The organism is Salinimicrobium flavum, from assembly GCF_042684505.1.
In the GTDB taxonomy this organism is placed as follows: domain Bacteria; phylum Bacteroidota; class Bacteroidia; order Flavobacteriales; family Flavobacteriaceae; genus Salinimicrobium; species Salinimicrobium flavum.
In genome coordinates this window covers 275189-290328 of the sequence record NZ_JBHULT010000006.1, presented here as the reverse complement: position 1 = coordinate 290328, position 15140 = coordinate 275189, and the positions used below count along the sequence as shown (strand labels likewise).

General features: G+C 43.1%; 13 protein-coding genes. 6 read left to right on the top strand and 7 right to left on the bottom strand.

Features of this window, described 5'->3' with window-relative positions; translation table 11 throughout:
• Nucleotides 1-29: 29 nt before the first annotated feature.
• Nucleotides 30-710 carry a ComF family protein gene (locus ACFSTG_RS04650; RefSeq protein WP_380748940.1) on the bottom strand — a complete coding sequence of 227 codons (681 nt, stop codon included), beginning with the start codon at nt 708-710 and terminating at the stop codon, nt 30-32.
• Between the two features lie 71 nt (nt 711-781).
• Here ACFSTG_RS04650 and ACFSTG_RS04645 point away from each other — a divergent pair, with 71 nt between their 5' ends.
• From ACFSTG_RS04645 to ACFSTG_RS04625, 5 genes are all read left to right on the top strand, one after another.
• On the top strand, nt 782-1663 hold the full coding sequence (locus ACFSTG_RS04645; RefSeq protein WP_380748938.1) for a hypothetical protein: 882 nt from the start codon (nt 782-784) through the stop codon (nt 1661-1663).
• A gap of 66 nt (nt 1664-1729) precedes the next feature.
• A complete protein-coding gene (locus ACFSTG_RS04640; RefSeq protein WP_380748936.1) occupies nt 1730-3268 on the top strand; it encodes a glycine--tRNA ligase in 1539 nt (512 codons plus the stop codon).
• A 115-nt stretch (nt 3269-3383) separates the two neighbouring features.
• The gene (locus ACFSTG_RS04635; protein WP_380748934.1) at nt 3384-6350 is read left to right on the top strand and encodes a GEVED domain-containing protein; all 2967 of its coding nucleotides are present in this window, start codon (nt 3384-3386) and stop codon (nt 6348-6350) included.
• A 189-nt stretch (nt 6351-6539) separates the two neighbouring features.
• Entirely contained in the window at nt 6540-7304 is a 765-nt protein-coding gene (locus tag ACFSTG_RS04630; protein ID WP_380748932.1) for an exodeoxyribonuclease III, read from the top strand.
• A gap of 26 nt (nt 7305-7330) precedes the next feature.
• Nucleotides 7331-8296: an OmpA/MotB family protein gene (locus ACFSTG_RS04625; protein ID WP_380748930.1), complete on the top strand. Its 966-nt coding sequence runs from the start codon at nt 7331-7333 to the stop codon at nt 8294-8296.
• 3 nt (nt 8297-8299) lie between these two features.
• Here the strand turns inward: ACFSTG_RS04625 and ACFSTG_RS04620 are convergent, their stop codons facing one another.
• From ACFSTG_RS04620 to panC, 6 genes are read right to left on the bottom strand one after another with little or no spacing between them, the layout of a single operon-like run.
• Nucleotides 8300-9448 (bottom strand): peptidoglycan DD-metalloendopeptidase family protein, encoded by a 1149-nt coding sequence (locus ACFSTG_RS04620; RefSeq protein ID WP_380748928.1) that lies wholly within the window; start codon nt 9446-9448, stop codon nt 8300-8302.
• 32 nt (nt 9449-9480) lie between these two features.
• Entirely contained in the window at nt 9481-10845 is a 1365-nt protein-coding gene (radA, locus tag ACFSTG_RS04615) for a DNA repair protein RadA (RefSeq protein ID WP_380748926.1), read from the bottom strand.
• A gap of 30 nt (nt 10846-10875) precedes the next feature.
• Nucleotides 10876-12012 carry an alpha/beta hydrolase gene (locus ACFSTG_RS04610; RefSeq protein ID WP_380748924.1) on the bottom strand — a complete coding sequence of 379 codons (1137 nt, stop codon included), beginning with the start codon at nt 12010-12012 and terminating at the stop codon, nt 10876-10878.
• Between the two features lie 36 nt (nt 12013-12048).
• Nucleotides 12049-13020 (bottom strand): lysylphosphatidylglycerol synthase transmembrane domain-containing protein, encoded by a 972-nt coding sequence (locus ACFSTG_RS04605; protein WP_380748922.1) that lies wholly within the window; start codon nt 13018-13020, stop codon nt 12049-12051.
• Complete coding sequence (panD, locus tag ACFSTG_RS04600) at nt 13020-13370, bottom strand: aspartate 1-decarboxylase (protein ID WP_380748920.1); 351 nt, start codon at nt 13368-13370, stop codon at nt 13020-13022. Before panD ends, ACFSTG_RS04605 begins: the two co-directional genes overlap by 1 nt.
• 6 nt (nt 13371-13376) lie before the next feature.
• Nucleotides 13377-14225: a pantoate--beta-alanine ligase gene (gene panC, locus ACFSTG_RS04595; protein ID WP_380748918.1), complete on the bottom strand. Its 849-nt coding sequence runs from the start codon at nt 14223-14225 to the stop codon at nt 13377-13379.
• 105 nt (nt 14226-14330) lie between these two features.
• Here panC and ACFSTG_RS04590 point away from each other — a divergent pair, with 105 nt between their 5' ends.
• Nucleotides 14331-15140: a glycogen/starch synthase gene (locus ACFSTG_RS04590; protein ID WP_380748916.1), complete on the top strand. Its 810-nt coding sequence runs from the start codon at nt 14331-14333 to the stop codon at nt 15138-15140.

The window sequence follows — 15140 nt, the reverse complement described above, 5'->3', positions numbered from 1 at the left end:
AACGATATTTCTTTTATTTCTGATGTGCACTAATGAGTCACAGCCATGGTTACTATGCTAACTTTAATTCCCGGCACCTTAAGTAGTTTGGCGGTACAGGCTTCAAGGGTGGCGCCGGTGGTGACAAGGTCATCTACCAGCAGCACGTGTGCATTCTCCAGGGTTTCAGGATTTTCTAATACAAAGGTTTCCTCTATACTTCCCCACCGGGCGAATCGTTTTTTAATGGTTTGCGTCTTCGAGGCGGTCTTTTTTAGAAGAATATTGTTGTAATAAGGTACTTCTAAAGAGTTGGCAATTTCAATCCCGAATTTTTCTACCTGGTTGAACCCGCGTTTCTTTAACTTATTTTTATGAAGTGGTACAGGAATAACCGCCGTGATTTTCTTAAATTTTTTCTGCTCCTTTAACTCTGTTCCCATCCAGCTGCCAAGCCAAGAGCCGATCTCCTCCTGACCCCTGTATTTGAGGTTATGTATCAACTTCTGTACGATCCCTTTCTTCTCAAAAAGTAAGAGGGAAGTAGCATTTTCCACAGGAATCCTTCCGAAGAAAATCTTCTCGACGGGATTGTCTTTTTCAAGATGGTAATTGGTAACCGGTAAGCTGTGTAAACAGGGGGTGCAGAGCACTTTTTCATTCTGAAGCAAAACGGCTTCACACCCGTTACAAATGCGCGGATATAATAATTCGATTAAATCGTGAAACATTTGTTAAGGAATTAGTAAAACCATACTTAAAACCTATAAATTTACAAAGTAATCTGAAAAACACCGGAATTATGACTGAACAAAAAAGCAGTAATGCCCTTAAGATCTTAACCGCAGTTCTAGCCGTGGCATTAGTGGCATTAGGTATTTACACAGTAAAATTCTATAATGAGGAAAAAGAAAATAAGGAATTGCTGCAGAAGGAGAAGGCAGTAATTGAAAGTGAATTGAATGATCTTATTGTAAAATATGATGAAGCCATCGCTGAAAACCAGGGCCTTGACAGTGAATTGGTAGCTGCCAGGGAAAGGATCGTGGTGCTTCGTGACTCGGTACAGGACATGGAAGCCAATTTGGCCCTTGTTTCCCGTTATCGAAGGGAGGTAAGCAGTCTAAAGGCTGAAAAGGAACAACTTTTTAGGGTAGTAGACAGTCTAAGCAACCAGAACCAGAGGTTGATCACAGAGATCGACAGTACCAACAATATCCTTTTGGAAAGGACAAGGGTCTCAGACTCTTTAAAGAGCCAAACCCAGGCAATGGCTACCAAAATAGACCGGGCTGCCCAACTTAAAGTGAGCGGACTTCGAGGTGAAGGGGTCATAGAGAGGAATAGCGGACGTTTGGTAGAAAACGATCGCACAAGAAGAGTTGACAAGATAAGAACCTGTTTCACAATAACGCCTAATTCACTTGCAGAAGCCGGTGATAAGGAACTTTACGTGCAGGTCTACAATCCAAACAATAACCTTGTGGGAGACCAGATTGCTGTACAGCATGAAGGGGGTGTAATGGTCTACAGTGCTGCAACCAAAGTCTTCTATGAAAATGAAGACCTGGATGTGTGTATACTGGCCAATACTCTTGAGGAAAATCTCATTGAGGGAGAATATAAGGTTTACGTGTACAACGGGCCTGAGCTAATTGGGGCAACATCCTTTAGTTTACGTTAGAAAAACTAATTTTAAATTATACAGCCGCCTTGATGGGAATCGGGGCGGTTTTTTTATTTTTGCGCTATGGCAAAACAAGAAGATCTTTTCAAAAATGTTATTTCCCATGCCAAAGAGTATGGGTATATTTTCGCATCAAGTGAAATCTATGATGGCCTCAGTGCTGTATATGATTATGGACAAAATGGTGCCGAATTAAAAAAGAATATCCGGGAGTACTGGTGGAAAAGCATGGTGCAGCTGCACCAGGAAATAGTGGGTATAGATGCTGCTATCCTTATGCATCCCGCCACCTGGAAGGCCTCAGGTCACGTAGATGCTTTTAACGATCCACTTATTGATAATAAAGATTCAAAAAAGCGGTATCGTGCAGATGTCCTGGTCGAAGATTACGCTGAAAAGATCTATCAAAAAGCACAGAAAGAAATAGAAAAAGCCCGGAAAAGGTTTGGGGATTCCTTTGATGAGGAACAATTTGTCACGACCAATGATAGGGTGCAGAGATACCTGGGAGAGAGAAAAGAGATCCTGGAAAGATTGGGAAGTTCTTTGACCAATGAAGATCTTAAAGATGTAAAGGACCTTATCGAAGAGTTGGGGATAGCCGATCCTGAGACCGGTTCAAAGAACTGGACAGAGGTGAGACAATTCAACCTTATGTTTGGAACAAAACTGGGAGCTTCAGCCGAAACGGCTACCAATCTTTACCTAAGGCCCGAAACCGCGCAGGGTATTTTTGTGAATTTCTCCAATGTGCAGAAGACCGGGAGAATGAAAATTCCATTTGGGATCGCCCAAACCGGAAAAGCATTTAGAAATGAGATCGTAGCCCGACAATTCATTTTCAGGATGAGGGAATTCGAGCAAATGGAAATGCAGTATTTTGTTCGGCCGGGAGAGGAATTGAAATGGTATGAGCACTGGAAAGAGATCAGGCTAAAATGGCATTTATCGCTTGGATTGGGCAAAGAGAATTACCGTTTTCATGACCATGATAAGCTTGCTCATTATGCCAATGCAGCGGCAGATATAGAGTTTAATTATCCATTTGGGTTCAAGGAACTGGAAGGGATCCATTCCAGAACAGATTTTGACCTTAAAGCTCATGAAGAACATTCAGGTAAAAAATTAAGGTTTTACGATCCCGAACTTAAGGAGAATTATGTACCCTACGTTATTGAAACCTCTATAGGGCTTGACAGGATGTTCCTGGCAGTGCTTTCAGCATCCCTGAAGGAGGAGGAGCTCGAAGACGGTAGTTCCAGAACTGTTCTTAAATTACCTGCAATTCTTGCGCCTTATAAAGCGGCGGTATTGCCTCTGGTAAAGAAAGATGGTCTGCCTGAACTGGCCCGGGAAATAATTGATGAGCTAAAATGGGATTTCAATATTCAATATGATGAAAAAGATGCTATTGGACGGAGATATCGCAGACAGGATGCCGCGGGAACTCCCCTTTGTATCACTGTAGATCATGATTCGCTGGAAGACCAGACCGTAACCATTAGGTGGCGGGATACTATGGAACAAAAACGTGTTCATGTCTCAAAACTGGCAGAGGTTATTGCAGCGGAAGTGAATTTCAAGCACTGGTTAAATAAGTAGGACCTTTCTTCTAAATTTAAGTTAAAAAAGCGCAATTCGATTCGAATTGCGCTTTTTTTCTTCCAACTCTTTTTAAAATCTGTAAATTTAGGGGTTTTAAAAAAAGCTCCCTTTCATGCTAAAAAAATACTTTTATTTTCTCCTCCTGATTTTACTGGGGCACCTTAACTTATATTCGCAGGTCAATGAGAAAGCGGGCCCGGTCCTTTCAGGATCTGCCAAAGCTTTGCACAGCGGACCGTTGGCTGACAAAGAGCTGCTGCCTCCCGGAGGAAAATTTAAGATCTATAATCCAAAGAACAGGAGCGCCAACAGGGTAGTGCCGGGAAAAGGTTATCCTAAAACTCAGGATGCGGCGTGGCAAAAGGAGGCAGGAGAGATCCCTTCCAAAAAACCTGAACTTGTATTTGATGCAGCCAGTTCTGGTTCTACACCTACAGATCCTACGGGAGCGGTTGGTCCCAACCACTACCTGAACGCCTGGAACTCGGCCTTCGCTATTTATGATAAACAAGGAAATATTTTATCTCCCCCGGCTGATCTCCAGACCATAGGCGGAACTTTTGAAGATGAAGATCTGGGAGATCCCATTGTGTTTTACGACCAGTTTGCTGATCGTTTCATTATTACCCAATTCAGTGATTCTCCAAACAGCCTTTTGGTAGCTGTTTCACAGGGTCCCGATCCTGTGAATGACGGCTGGTATACTTACCGGTTCCTTACCGGAACCCTCCCCGATTATCCTAAATTCTTTGTATGGAGCGACGGGTATTATGTCACGACCAATCAGGACCCCGAGGAGATAAGGGCTATCCAGGATGGGGAGGATGGATTGAGTGAGGTGGTGTACGTGCTTGAAAGGGACAAGATGCTGCAGGGAGAAGAAGCCAAACACCTGGGTTTTCCGCTGCCGGGAATAACAGTTAATGGCTTTTACAGTCCGGCAGGTTTCTTTGCCGTTGGTGATGAACTGCCCCCAAAAGGGAACGCACCCATTATCTATTTTCAGGATGATGCCTGGCTGGGAGTGACCCAGGATCACCTAAAGATGTGGGAAGTAAATGTTGATTGGGAAAATGTTGATAATTCCAGTATTTCAGAATCTCAGGAATTGGGACCTGAGGAAGGGGTGAGCCCATTCCATTCCACTTTTGATGGGGGGTCTTTTGAGAACCTTTCTCAGCCCGGGGACGCGCCAGATGTTGATGCGTTACAGGGAGCAGTGATGTATCCTACGGCTTACAGGCGTTTTCCTACCCATAATTCGGTAGTATTCAATTTCGTGGTAGACGTTGATCCTTCAAGGGTAGAACATGCCGGAATTAGATGGTACGAGCTAAGACAGGATCCGCAGGGAGGGCCATGGAGTGTTTTTCAGGAAGGTACCTATGCGCCAGATTACAGCGATCGCTGGTGTGGAAGTATTGGAATAGACAAAAATGGGAATATAGGCCTTGGTTTTACAGTTTTGAATGATAATCCTGAAAATCCTATCTATCCCTCCCTAAGGTATACTGGGAGGTATGCCACAGATCCTCCGGGAATAATGACCTTGAAGGAGGAGTCTATTGCAGAAGGTACAAGTGCGAATCCCAGCAACCGGTATGGCGATTACTCCCATATGACCATTGATCCTGTAGACGGGGAAACCTTCTGGTTCATTGGGGAATATTTTACGCCCGGTGCCCGCAGGAATAAAGTAGGGGTATTTAAGATCGCACCTGAGTTCGATAATGATGTAGGGGTGGTTGATATCACCTCTCCCAGTAACAGTACACTTGGTGCAAATGAACAAATCACGGTGACCATTCGTAACTTTGGAAGGTTGCCTCAAAGTAATTTTCAGGTGTCTTATTCAGTAGACGGAGGACAGGAAGTCACCCAAACCTTTACCGGTACCATCGCACCTACCTCTCAAACAGATTTTACCTTTAGCACCAATGTCAATCTTTCAGAAATAGGAAAAGACTATACCATTGTTGCGAGCACACATCTATCTTCAGATGAAAATACGGAGAATGATATCTATGAGGAAATTATCAAGAATCTTCCTCCAGATGATGTAGGAGTGACCGCTATTCATTCCCCTGAAACCGGTGAGAGACTTGGAATGGAAGAAGTGGTGATCACTGTAGAGAATTTTGGAGGGGAACCTCAGAGCAATTTTCCGGTTTCTTACAAGCTTGACGAGGGGGAAACCGTGACCGAAACCTTTACCGGCACCATAGGGGTACAAGAGCAGATCTCCTATACCTTTGGAAGACTGGTAGATCTCTCGGCACCAAAAGTTTATCAATTATTCGCAACTACAAATCTTCCTGACGATTCCAATCCTGAGAACGACAGCACAGAGAAGACCATTGCCAATTTAAATTGTATCCCCGAAGGTTCTGAATGCTTTCTGGGGGACGGGATAAGGGATTTTTACCTGGAAGACATAGGAAATGAAAATATTTTTTGCACTAACGGTTATAACGACTTTTTGAGTTATTCTACGCTGCTCGATCGTTCAAAAGGCACTTTTCAGGTCGGGGTTTCTACCGGTTTCAGTGGTAACCAGTTCTCTTTGTGGATAGATTTCAATGACAACGGGGCTTTTGAGGAGGAGGAACGACTTATTACTTCAGAAGTTATTCCTTCAGCCGGAACCATTCATACCTTCCAGTTTTCAATTCCTGAGGATGCACCTCTGGGAGAACACATTTTGAGGGTACGTGCCGGTGATACATCTTTCGCGGGTGACCTGAATAATCCCTGTGATGTGATGGAATACGGGACTACCCACGATTATTCTGTGGTGGTGGTTAGCAGCATTGAAGATTCGGTCCTGGGAGACGCAGAGTTGATCGTAAGTTCCATGCAGGGAACCGTTTTTGAGGTCAATATGACCAGCAGCTATCAGAATCCGGTTTGGATTACAGTTCATGACATGCTTGGCAGAAAACTCGTCGAAAACATGATAAGGAAATCTCTTGGCAGCTATTCTTATACTCTTGATATGTCTTATGTAGCCACCGGGGTTTACCTGGTAAGGGTGGGTACACGGGAAGAAGGCCGGGTGCAGCGCATCATCGTGCATTAATGCTTCGGAAATCTTCGGAAAATGTGAAGGCACTAAGAGATAAATTCAATCTCTGAACCTCCCATTTATATCATCAATGCCTTAAAATTTTTATTTTCTTCCTAAGAAAAAATCTTTTAAAAACCTGTTTCAAAACTTCAGAAACTGCATGAAAATGTTATTTTTGAGACACATTGAAAAGGCATAAAAATGAAAATAATTTCTTATAACGTAAACGGAATAAGAGCAGCAATAAAAAAAGGTTTTGTAGAGTGGCTTGAGCAGGTAAATGCAGATGTTGTTTGCCTTCAGGAGATAAAAGCAAATCCAGACCAATTTGACCAGAGCGTTTTTGAGGATATAGGCTACAGGTTCAATTCCTGGTTTCCTGCCATGAAAAAGGGGTATAGCGGAGTCGCGATCCTGAGCAAAACTGAACCGAAAAATGTGACTTTTGGAACAGGTATAGACTATATGGATTTTGAGGGTCGAAATATCAGGGCAGATTTTGATGATTTGTCAGTTATGAGCCTGTATTTACCTTCAGGAACCAATTTGGCCAGACTGGATCACAAACTGCAGTATATGGCCGATTTTCAGGAATACATTAATGAAATTAAAGAGGAAGTTCCGCACCTGGTGATCTGTGGTGATTATAATATTTGCCACCAGGAGATCGACATACATGATCCTGTAAGGTTGAAAAACACCTCAGGATTTTTACCGGTGGAACGCGAATGGATCGGGAATTTCATTGACAGCGGTTTTATTGACGCTTTCAGGCATCTTAATGAGGAACCCCATCATTATTCCTGGTGGAGCTACAGGGCCGGTGCGCGTGGGAACAATAAAGGCTGGCGCATTGATTACAGCATGGTAAGTGAACCTTTACAAGAAAAGATCAAACGGGCCGTTATATTACCTGAAGCCAAACACAGTGACCACTGTCCTGTACTGGTAGAGATAGAAGATTAGATCCTGTTCAATTCTAAATAAATAAAATGAAAAAGACCCTCCTTTTAGCTTTTTTAAGCAGCAGCCTGTTTTTAACCTCCTGTGTTTCCTCCAAAGTTTATAAAGACCTGGAAGGAAAACATGCTGATCTCCAGCAGAAGAACACTGAACTTTCTGAAGAATTTCAGGAATTGAGCGTTCGCAACCGGGAAAATGAAGCAGAACTCGCACGCTTAAAAAATGAATTGGAAAGCCTGAGGGCGGAGCGGGATAAACTTCAGCAGGAACATACCCAAACCAGTCAGCAATATGAAAAACTGAAAAGTTCATATGATGCACTTGAAGCCAACAGTTCCTCTGCCTTAGCCGAAAATTCAAAAAGAAACCGGGAATTATTGACAGAGCTGGAAGCAAAAGAAAAAGCCCTGACTACAGAAAAGGCAAGGCTGGAAAAGCTTGAAAAAGATCTTGCTGCCCGTTCCCAAAGGGTAAATGAGCTGGAAAGTATGATTGCAGCAAAAGACGCAAAAATGAAAGCCCTCAAAAATTCACTTTCAAAAGCCCTTACAAACTTTGAAGGAAAAGGACTTACGGTGGAACAAAGGGATGGAAAAGTATACGTTTCCATGGAAAACAAACTTTTGTTCAGCTCGGGTAGCTGGGCAGTGGGGGCAGAGGGAAGAAAGGCAGTGGAGCAGCTGGCCTCTGTGCTGGCACAAAATCAGGATATCGCCGTGCTCATAGAAGGCCATACAGATAATGTACCCTACACCGGAAGCGGACAGTTAACAGACAACTGGGATCTTTCTACAAAGCGGGCAACCGCCATCGTCCAGCTTTTAAGGGAGAACCGTGAGATAGATCCTCAGAACCTGACGGCTGCCGGAAGAGGGGAATACGCTCCCATGGCAAGTAATGATACTGCTGAGGGAAGAGCGAAGAACAGGAGAATCGAAGTGATTCTTACCCCAAAACTTGACGAGATCAATAAACTTTTACAGGAGATAGAATAGTTATTACAGAGGGCTGGCGAGACTCTGATGAATAAAGAAATTCTCTTCATTTTGCCTTACATGGTACCAGCCGGAGGTTCTCCCTAATAATTTGAGGGTATCCTTCGGCTTTGTTTTTCCCCCAATTTGCGAAGCCGTTGAAGGACCTTTCCTCATATTTGCGGCTACAGAACTAATCAGGATATCTGATTTCAGAACTTCTAAAGCAGCGATGCTTTCCGGCTTTTGGATCTGGAAAACAAATGGCAACGGATTCCTGGCGCCGCGGTAACCATTATAGATCCCAAAATGAAGGTGGGGTGCTGTGGTTCTCGCATTTCCGGTATTACCAACCAATCCCAGCGTATCACCGGGAAAAACCCTCATTCCCCTCACTGCAATAATACTGTCAAGGTGGGCATAGTACAGGGAATGGCCACGTTTAGAATCCCTTAACCATACCTGTTTTCCTCCAAGGCCTTTGTTAGCGGTGGAGGATACTCTACCTGCAGTTACAGCTATGACGGGGGTGCCCCGCGACGCAAAAATGTCGATCCCTTCATGGCTTCGCCGTCCTGCATCCCTGTCTGCTCCCCAATAACTTTGAATTGCCGAATTTCCGGCAGAGACTACAGGAAAAAGGTAAGTGGGTTCTTTGTAAATTTCTATTGAGAAAGGGGTATCGGCTTCAATTTCCGGTTGTATCAAAAGCTTGTAAATACCGGCCTCAGATATTTCTTCCTGAAAACCGACAGACTCATATTCAGCACTTTTTATCAGTTCATATTCAGACGTTGAATCGGTTTTCTTCTGTTGGAAAAGATCCAGAAAAACCAGTATATGGGAAGAGTCGGTAACTGTTTTTACCTGCAACCGCTCTCCCTGGTCAAGTGTTATGTCATAGGAATAGACGGGATAGGTGCGTGGAGAGAAATAACCTGCTTCAGAATATGGCAAGGTAATGAGGACGCTGTCTAAAAGTGCTTTTTCAGATTCTTCTTCCCACCTGGAAAGCAGCGGAGAATTTTTTTCGAAGTCGCGCTGATATTTTTCCCTGGCTGTAGGTTGGGTCACCAGGTCCTTAACCTTTGTAAGCCTGGAACAGGACACACCTGTTAAGGCCAGAAGTAGTATTAAAAATGGGATCTTAAAAAATAGTCTTTTCCTTTTCACATTCCTGAAAATGCAGAAACTGTGCCACAAGATTACCCGAACAGGAAGCTCACCACGTCCTCGATCTTTGAAACTTTCTGAATACTAATGCTAAAATTATTCTTTGGGATCTTACTTTGTGAAGAGACCATTATGCTGCTGAAACCGAGTTTTTCGGCTTCAATGATACGCTGTTCCACCCGGGTTACCGGCCTTACTTCCCCTGCCAGTCCAACTTCCGCAGCAAAACAGATATCTTTGGGTACGGGAATATCTTCGTTAGAAGACAGGATAGCGGCCACAACGGCAAGATCAAGCGCAGGATCATCCACACTTATCCCCCCGGTAATGTTGAGGAAAACGTCTTTTGCACCAAGCCTGAAACCTGCTCGTTTTTCAAGTACTGCCAGCAGCATATTCAGCCTTTTGGCATTATAACCCGTTGCAGATCGCTGTGGGGTGCCATACACCGCAGAACTCACCAAAGCCTGTATCTCTATCATTAAAGGTCTCATCCCTTCCAACGTTGCAGCTATAGCCGTTCCGCTGAGGTCTTCATCATTCCTGGAGATCAAAATTTCTGAAGGATTGCTTACCTCCCTTAAACCATTTCCCTGCATTTCATAAATACCCAATTCGTTGGTAGAACCAAACCTGTTCTTATGGGCTCTAAGGATCCGGTATACATGGTTGCGATCGCCTTCAAACTGGAGAACAGTGTCTACCATATGTTCAAGCACTTTCGGGCCGGCTATACTTCCTTCTTTGGTGATATGACCTATCAGGATAACCGGTACAGCAGACTCTTTCGCATATTTAATGAGCTCGGCCGTACATTCCCTTATCTGGGAGATGCTGCCCGGGCTGCTTTCGATATAGTCGCTGTGTAGAGTCTGTATAGAATCAATGATCACGATCTCGGGCTCCAGTTTTTCTATTTGCTGAAATATATTTTGGGTCCTGGTTTCGGTAAGGATATAACAATTAGCTGAAGCTGGATTGATCCTTTCTGCCCTCATTTTGATCTGTTGCTGGCTTTCCTCTCCTGAAACGTATAAGGTTTTGTAGTTAAGGTGCAATGATATTTGGAGCAACAATGTACTTTTCCCTATTCCGGGTTCTCCTCCCAGAAGTGTGAGAGACCCGGGAACAAGTCCGCCCCCCAGCACACGGTTTAATTCGTGGTTATTGGTATTGAATCTTTCTTCCTTTGAGATCTCTATTTCTGAGATCTTGAGGGGTTTGACCATTTTTTTTACAGCTGTCGTGCCGGCCGGTTGCCAGGATTTTTTCTGTTCCTTTTCTATCACCTCCTCTACCAGGGTATTCCATTCCCTGCAGGAAGTACATTGGCCCTGCCACTTGGAGTGTTGAGTACCGCAATTCTGGCAAAAAAAAGTTGTTTTGGTTTTGGCCATAGGGTTTTTGAAACTTAAATTTTGATGCCGCTAATAACCGAAATCTTGTTTGATTTTTTCGGCTTTATCCAGCATAAAATTAACAGTGACGAATCCCGCCTCCTCCTGCCCGTAAGCACTTTGATAGGTCTTCATCGCTTTTTTTGATCGCCCGGTCTCTTCGTAGGAACGTGCCTGATAATAAATTCCCAAAGCAGATGTAGGATATTGTTTCCTGGCCAGGTCACCCAGTTTTTCCATTTCATCCCAATTCTGGTTGGCTTCAAGAGCTTTTCCAACTGCGAAAAAATCATTGAATCTTATAGGCATGTCCATGCCGAAATTATTCTGAATGGTTTCGTATTTATTTATGAGATAATCATAAGGAGAGCTTTCCAGTACTATCTGGTCATATTCCTTAATACCAATGGGGCGGTAAGTTTCAAAAATAGATTCCAGGGCTAAAGGAATAGCGCGACCTACCAGAGAATAATGTGTAGCCCCGTCAAAATCCTCGAAAAAGTAATGAAGGTTCTCGTTCTCTATGGAGTTTAAGCCCTGGTGGAATTGTCTAATGGAAGTTTGCAGATCTTTTATATCATTGGTTGAAGTAGCCAGAAAAAACCATTTTGGAGTAGAGGAGGTCTTCAGGGATTCAATTAACCACTCGGGTACTCCCGGAGCATAATCGGGGCTAAGGTTGATATAGGCATCAAAGAGAGGATTTTCCTTTAAGAGATAATAATTCAGAAAATTGGCAGTGAGATCATGACCCGCGATAGCGACAAAACCGGAAGTTCTGTAATTGGTTTCGAGGTGTTTTAAAAGCTCCATGCCCAGAAATTCAAAAAATTTGGCTCCATCTTTGGCAGGGAGAGCTGTTTCATCATAAAAGGAATCTGCATCCCTGGTCCTTAACTGGTTTACCCCTACCACTATAGATTCAGGAATATCATCCCAGTAGGAGTAGTAATCAACATTTCCTGCCATGGGTTCAAACAGGTAATCCCCGTCTAAAACTATTATAAGCGGATAGGTCTTGTTTTCACTGTTCTCATAATTTCGCGGCAATTGAATTTTAAGCTCTCTTTCGGTTCCCAATTTCTTAGAAGGAAAGGTCTTGTAGATTGCCTGGGAGTAGATAATTTGTGAGAAGAAGAAAAGGTAAATAAAGTAATATTTATTCATACGCTCTAAGTGTTTAACTTCAAGCAATATATATAATTATTTTCTTTGATTGAATACGGGGAGGAATAAGAGGGAAAAACCCCCCAGAATGATTACCAGCAGGGTCTGGGATCCCCAAAGTATCCATCCGAAAGCTTCACCGGCTTGTTGGTTGATCCCAAAAAAAAGCAGGACTGCACCCATTGCGATAGGGTAAACACCAATGCCTCCGTTAGTGGTAGAGATCGCGAAAGTGCCTACGATAAAAGCTGCCATGATCCCGGTAATAGATAGAAATGTAGTTTCCGGCAGGGCAAATTTTATAACATAGAACATCATGACATACATGAACCAGATGAATACGGTATGGAAAATGAATTCTTTTTTCCTCTTCATTTTCAGGATACTCTTCATGCCTTCAAGTAATCCCCTTGCAAAATTCCTGATCTTAACCATGAAGGAGTGTTCTGAATTTTTTATCAATTTAAGTACGAAGGTGCCGGCAAGCACAGCGGTTAGTAGTACTCCAATAGAAATAAAAGGATTGATCTGATGGTCATCGAAATAGGCCAACAAGCCTTCTGTTTGCAGCAGGAGCCCTCCAATTGCAATAAGCAGGAGCATGAAAAGATCTGCTATTCTTTCCGAAACAATGGTTCCAAAAGCTTTATCAAAAGGGATGTTTTCGTATGTTGAAATGGTTGCCCCGCGTAACACTTCGCCCGACCGGGGAACACCAAGATTGGCCAGGTAGCCACCCATAACTGCCATAAAGCTGTTGGCAAACAGCGGCTTGTATCCCAGGGGTTCCAGTAAGAATTTCCATCTGTATGCACGGGAGGCATGGGAAAGAATTCCGAAGAAAAGGGAAAGAATTACCCATTTAATATCTGCCAGGAGGATATTGTTCCAAAGATCTTTTCTTTCAACAGGTGTGGCGCTGCTTAAGGAATACCAAATTAAAAAAACTCCCAACAGGAGTGGGAGTATATTTTTGGTAAATTGTATAAGCTTTTTCTTCTTCAGCACTATGTTAAGAGGTTGTTGTCTTCATTAGGAAATACCAGGGCGGGTTTGAAAGCTTTTGCCTCCTCAATATCCATGATCGCGTAGGTGATAAGGATAAGGATATCTCCCTTGGCTACCTTTCTGGCTGCTGCACCGTTGAGGGTGATCTCTCCACTGGCACGGGTTCCGGGAATGGCATAAGTCTCCAGGCGTTCGCCATTATTGTTGTTAACGATCTGCACCTTCTCTCCTTCAATAATATTAGCAGCATCCATAAGATCTTCATCTATGGTAATGCTCCCAATGTAATTAAGATCGGCACCGGTTACTTTTACGCGGTGAATTTTTGATTTAACAACGTGTATTTGCATTCCTGCTCAATTTAAAGCTATGTTATCAATTAACCTAATATCACCGGAATATGCGGCAATAAAAGCCCTGTATTTCTGCCCCTCCTTTTTGTCTGTAGCTGTCTTGAGATCATCTGCATTGGCGATTTCAAAGTACTCCAGTTCCAGCGCAGGGTTGTTCCTGAATTCGTTATGTACCCAGGTTGCGATCTCTGATGCACTTTTTATGCCAAAATCATTTTGAACCTGTTGCAGGATCCTATAGATCAACGCTGCATTCTGTCGTTGCTCACTGCTTAACCTTTCATTCCGGGAACTACGGGCCAGTCCTGATATTTCCCTGTCAATGGGACAACCCACTACTTCCACAGGAAGTTGAAGTTTCTCCACGAGTTTTTTGATTATTTGCAGTTGCTGGTAATCTTTTTCTCCAAAGTAAGCTTTATGAGGCTCAACCATTTCAAAGAGCTTCTTCACTATGGTTCCTACCCCGTCAAAATGCCCGGTACGGAATTTACCTTCCATCTCATGTTCGAGTCCGTCGAAGGAGAAGTTTTCTGAAACGATGTTATTTCCGTAGATCTCATTGGCAGCAGGAGAGAAAATGAGTACCTTATCACTTACCTCCATTATACGCGCCACATCCTTTTCCAGGGTTCTGGGATACTTTTCCAGGTCTGAGGGATTATCGAATTGAGTTGGATTTACAAAGATGCTTACCACTACCTTGTCACAGGCAGATAACGCCTTTTTTATCAGGGAGATATGGCCTTCGTGAAGCGCCCCCATAGTGGGAACGAATCCCACTGTGAGTCCCTGTTGTTTATAAGCCCTTATCTGCTTTTTTAGAGACTGCTTCTCCTTTAAAATCTGCATCTTATTGTAAAATTAACAGCGTGCAAACTTAATATAATACTGGCAATCTGCATAAAATTTTGTAATTTTGCGTGGTTTTTATTCGCAACAGTTTAAAGTGATCCTATGAAAGATAAGAGGATATTGTACGTATCATCTGAAGTTATACCCTATTTACCCGAAACTGAAATCTCGTCAATGTCGTTCGAAGCTCCCAGAATGGTTAATAACCAGGGAGGGCAGATTCGTATTTTCATGCCTCGCTTCGGTAACATTAATGAGAGAAGACATCAGCTTCATGAGGTGATAAGGCTTTCTGGAATGAATCTGGTCATCAATGACCTGGACATGCCGCTCATTATTAAAGTGGCCTCTATTCCGAAGGAAAGGATGCAGGTTTATTTTATAGATAATGAAGATTACTTTAAGCGTAAGGCAACCCTTACTGATGAAGAAGGGAATCTGTTTCCCGATAATGATGAAAGGGCAATATTTTTTGCCAAAGGGGTAATCGAGACCGTGAAGAAGTTGAACTGGGCACCTGATATTATTCATGTGAATGGCTGGCTTTCTTCATTGCTGCCATTGTATCTGCGGAATTACTACGGAAATGAACCTTTGTTCAGTTCTGCAAAAATAGTGACCTCTGTATACAATCAGGACTTCGATGGTACGTTAGACAAGGACATGTATAAAAAAGTATTGTTTGACGGCCTGGAAGATGAACAGGTTAAACATATTAAAAAGCCTACCTACGTAAACCTCATGAAAACCGCTATTGATAATTCTGATGCGGTTATTATTGCGGGTGACAATATTCCAGATGATCTTAAAAAATATCTATCAAAATTGGAAAAACCTGTACTTGAGTACAAGAACCGCGAGGAATTTTCTCAGGCATACCAGGAGTTTTACACCAATAAAGTCCTGGCTTAA

Coding starts and splice junctions, on each gene's coding strand:
- ACFSTG_RS04610 (WP_380748924.1), bottom strand. CDS start 12,012: ATGAATAAATATTACTTTATTTACCTTTTCTTCTTCTCACAAATTATC.
- ACFSTG_RS04650 (WP_380748940.1), bottom strand. CDS start 710: ATGTTTCACGATTTAATCGAATTATTATATCCGCGCATTTGTAACGGG.
- ACFSTG_RS04635 (WP_380748934.1), top strand. CDS start 3,384: ATGCTAAAAAAATACTTTTATTTTCTCCTCCTGATTTTACTGGGGCAC.
- ACFSTG_RS04645 (WP_380748938.1), top strand. CDS start 782: ATGACTGAACAAAAAAGCAGTAATGCCCTTAAGATCTTAACCGCAGTT.
- ACFSTG_RS04590 (WP_380748916.1), top strand. CDS start 14,331: ATGAAAGATAAGAGGATATTGTACGTATCATCTGAAGTTATACCCTAT.
- ACFSTG_RS04640 (WP_380748936.1), top strand. CDS start 1,730: ATGGCAAAACAAGAAGATCTTTTCAAAAATGTTATTTCCCATGCCAAA.
- panD (WP_380748920.1), bottom strand. CDS start 13,370: ATGCAAATACACGTTGTTAAATCAAAAATTCACCGCGTAAAAGTAACC.
- radA (WP_380748926.1), bottom strand. CDS start 10,845: ATGGCCAAAACCAAAACAACTTTTTTTTGCCAGAATTGCGGTACTCAA.
- ACFSTG_RS04625 (WP_380748930.1), top strand. CDS start 7,331: ATGAAAAAGACCCTCCTTTTAGCTTTTTTAAGCAGCAGCCTGTTTTTA.
- panC (WP_380748918.1), bottom strand. CDS start 14,225: ATGCAGATTTTAAAGGAGAAGCAGTCTCTAAAAAAGCAGATAAGGGCT.
- ACFSTG_RS04630 (WP_380748932.1), top strand. CDS start 6,540: ATGAAAATAATTTCTTATAACGTAAACGGAATAAGAGCAGCAATAAAA.